Annotated in this window: 4 protein-coding genes and 1 pseudogene; 2 read left to right on the forward strand and 3 right to left on the reverse strand. The window is 67.9% G+C overall.

From position 1 onward, the window contains the following. A pseudogene (locus F9K34_RS18145) lies at window positions 1-327 on the forward strand (glycerol-3-phosphate dehydrogenase); the annotation flags it as partial. A gap of 79 nt (window positions 328-406) precedes the next feature. Here the strand turns inward: F9K34_RS18145 and F9K34_RS18150 are convergent. Beyond that, window positions 407-727: a DUF6280 family protein gene (locus tag F9K34_RS18150; RefSeq protein ID WP_105513766.1), complete on the reverse strand. Its 321-nt coding sequence runs from the start codon at window positions 725-727 to the stop codon at window positions 407-409. A gap of 216 nt (window positions 728-943) precedes the next feature. On the opposite strand from F9K34_RS18150, the gene efp reads away from it, so the two are divergent. Further along, on the forward strand, window positions 944-1507 hold the full coding sequence (gene efp, locus F9K34_RS18155; RefSeq protein ID WP_291338512.1) for an elongation factor P: 564 nt from the start codon (window positions 944-946) through the stop codon (window positions 1505-1507). A gap of 6 nt (window positions 1508-1513) precedes the next feature. Here efp and ygfZ read toward each other — a convergent pair whose 3' ends face one another. Both ygfZ and F9K34_RS18165 read right to left on the reverse strand, forming a co-directional pair. After that, window positions 1514-2272 carry a CAF17-like 4Fe-4S cluster assembly/insertion protein YgfZ gene (gene ygfZ, locus F9K34_RS18160; protein ID WP_291338513.1) on the reverse strand — a complete coding sequence of 253 codons (759 nt, stop codon included), beginning with the start codon at window positions 2270-2272 and terminating at the stop codon, window positions 1514-1516. A 19-nt stretch (window positions 2273-2291) separates the two neighbouring features. Further along, window positions 2292-3029 (reverse strand): ABC transporter ATP-binding protein (locus F9K34_RS18165; RefSeq protein WP_291338514.1); only part of this gene is annotated, 738 nt, incomplete at its 5' end.

Genomic DNA, 3029 nt, shown 5'->3' on the forward strand with positions numbered 1-3029 from the left:
CCGCCGGACACCGCGGCCCGGGGCCACGGTGACGCACCTGCGGCGGATTGGGAGGCCGAGTCCGGGCCGGGCGATGCCCCCGGCCTCGCCTCGGCGTTGGCCGGGGAGCCTGCGGAGGCCGCCGCACCGGGCGGCGACGAGGACGAGCGTTCGATCTTCGGGCCGGGCGAAGAGGGTGTCATCGACATGGCGATGCTGCGCGATCTGGTGGCCGAGATCATCCGCGAGGAACTGCAGGGTCCGCTGGGCGAACGGATCACCCGGAACGTGCGCATGCTGGTCCGGCGGGAGATCAACCGGGCGCTGGAGGCGCGCGGGCTGGACTAGGGCGGAAACCGGGGTCGCCAGCAAAGGAAAACGCGCCCGGCTGGGCGCGTTCCTGCGGCAGAATGGTGGTCTCGACCGCTCAGGCGGCTTCGGCCTCTTCCGCGGCGTGACGGCGTTCGCTTTCCTCGCGCGACAGTGCGACGGAGGTGCGGACGCCCTTCGAGACGAATTCCATCAGCCCCTTCACGACCCGTTCGTTCGGGTCGATCCCGGCGCAGGACAGAACCTCGCGGCCATCCCGCGAGCGGGCCCAACGGGCAATCTGCTCGGGCCCGTTGCCATACTTCTTGTCATCGGCAATCGCATCGTCGAGCGCCGCCAGAACGACCGCCGCGAAAAGCTTCCGCGACCGCTGGCCTTGCTCGTAGTTGAATGCGGTGCCGTCAACGAAATCGCGCATTTCCTAGTCCGTTCTTATTGCTCTTGCGTTTACCGGCGTTCCGCTGTCTATGGCCTTTCGCCCCCGATTCGGTATTCCCTCTGACGAATGACTGTCATGCAGCAGACGCATGGCTTACCCTGGGGAAACACCGTATCTAGTCGGATTGCCAGACACGGGCCCGGCATATATAGGTGCCGCGCGAGCATTATCAACCTTTTGTCAAGGTTCTCTCCCATGGCCAAGATCAACGGCAACGAAATCCGTCCCGGCAGCATCCTGGATCATGACGGCGGCCTCTGGGCCGCGGTGAAGGTCAACCATGTGAAGCCCGGCAAGGGCGGCGCCTTCGCCCAGGTCGAGATGAAGAACCTGCGCGACGGGCGCAAGCTCAACGAGCGCTTCCGCTCGGAAGACAAGGTGGAGGAGGTGCGGCTGGAGAACAAGGACCAGCAGTTCCTATACGAGACCGACGGGCGCCTGGTTTTCATGGATGCCGAGACCTTCGAGCAGATCGAGCTCGACGCCGAGCTTCTCGGCGACCGCCGGCCCTTCCTGCAGGACGGGATGACCGCGACGGTTCAGTACTACGGTGAGGAGGCGCTGTCGCTCTCCATTCCGCAGAAGGTCACCTGCACCATCAGCGAGACCGAGCCGGTGGTGAAGGGCCAGACGGCCGCCAACAGCTTCAAGCCCGCGATCCTCGACAACGGCGTGCGCATCATGGTGCCGCCGTTCGTCGGCGAGGGCGAGGCGATCATCGTCAACACCGACACGATGGAATACTCCGAGCGCGCCTGAACGCGCTCACGGCATGCGGATGCGGGCCTCGCCCGCCCGCAGCTCGCCCGCGGCGCGGTCGAAGCGCAGGAAGGCGATCCCCTTTCCCCGCGCCTGCGTGAAGAGGGTCCCCGCAGGTCTGCCCTCCGACAGGATCTCCGCGCCCACGGGTGCCGTCCCCTCGACGGCGACGGTGACGAGACCCTTTCTGAGCTCGGTCTTGTGCTTCATCCGCGCCGTGACTTCCTGTCCGACGTAGCAGCCCTTGCGGAAATCGACGCCGTGGAGCCGCTCGAACCCGGCCTCCAGGATGTAGCTCTCGTCGGGGATGAGCTCGATGCCCGTCTCGGGGATGCAGTGCTCCACCCGGATCGTGTCCCAGTCGATCGCGGGGGCGCCGCCCGGTTCGGCCGCATAGAGCCGCCAGCCGAGCGCGGGATGGCGCGGGTCGGCAAGGGCGCCCCCGGGCGCGGGACCAAGGCCGCGGGAGACCTGAACGGGCGCGGGCGCGATCCGCACCTCGGCGCGCAGGCGGTACATCGCCAGGCGGCGGAGAAGCCCCTCGGCCAGGCTTTCATGCACGTCGAGCAGGATCTCCTCCCCGTCCGGCACGAGGAAGAAGTCGGCCAGGTACTTGCCCTGCGGCGACAGGATCGCGGCATAGACGATCCCCGCCTTCAACTGGCCGAGGTCATTCGTGACAAGGCCCTGCAGGAAGCTCTCGCGGTCCTTGCCGGTGATCTCGAAGACCTTGCGGTCGGCGGCGGCTTCGCCGGGTGTGGGCATGGCATCGGTCCTGTCGCGTTCAGTCGGAAAACTGCAACCGGCAGAGCCCCGCGTAAAGCCCCCCCGTCGCCAGCAGCGTCTCGTGCGTTCCCTCCTCGACGACCCGGCCCCTGTCCATCACGATGATCCTGTCGGCGTTTCGCACCGTGGCGAGGCGGTGCGCGATCACCAGCGTGGTGCGGCCCTGCGAGAGGCGCTCAAGTGCCGCCTGCACGACCGTCTCGCTTTGCGCGTCGAGGGCCGAGGTCGCCTCGTCCATGAGGAGCACCGGCGCGTCGCGCAGGAGCGCGCGGGCGATGGCAACACGCTGGCGCTGCCCGCCCGAAAGGCCCGAGCCGCGCGGGCCCGCCGGCGTCTCGAGGCCGAGCGGCAACGCTTCCGCGAAGGCGCTGACATGGGCCGCGTCGAGCGCGGCGCGCAGCATTTCCTCGGGCACGCCCTCGCGGCCGAGGAGCACGTTCTCGCGGATCGTCTCGTCGAAGAGCGTGGCGTCCTGCGTCACGACCGAGAAATGGTCGCGCAGCGTGGCGAGGTCGAGCGTGGCGATGTCCACCCCGCCGAGTGTGATGCGCCCCGAGTCGGGATCCACCATGCGGGTGAGGAGGTTGAAGACCGTCGATTTCCCCGCGCCAGAGGGACCGACGATGGCGGTGGTCCGCCCGGGTTCGGCGGTGAAGGCAAGCCCGTTCAGAACCCGATGATCGCCATAGGACAGGTGCACGTCATCAAAGGCGATGCCCGTCGTTTCGGGCGGGCG

Source organism: Albidovulum sp. (assembly GCF_008933605.1).
Taxonomy (GTDB): domain Bacteria; phylum Pseudomonadota; class Alphaproteobacteria; order Rhodobacterales; family Rhodobacteraceae; genus Albidovulum.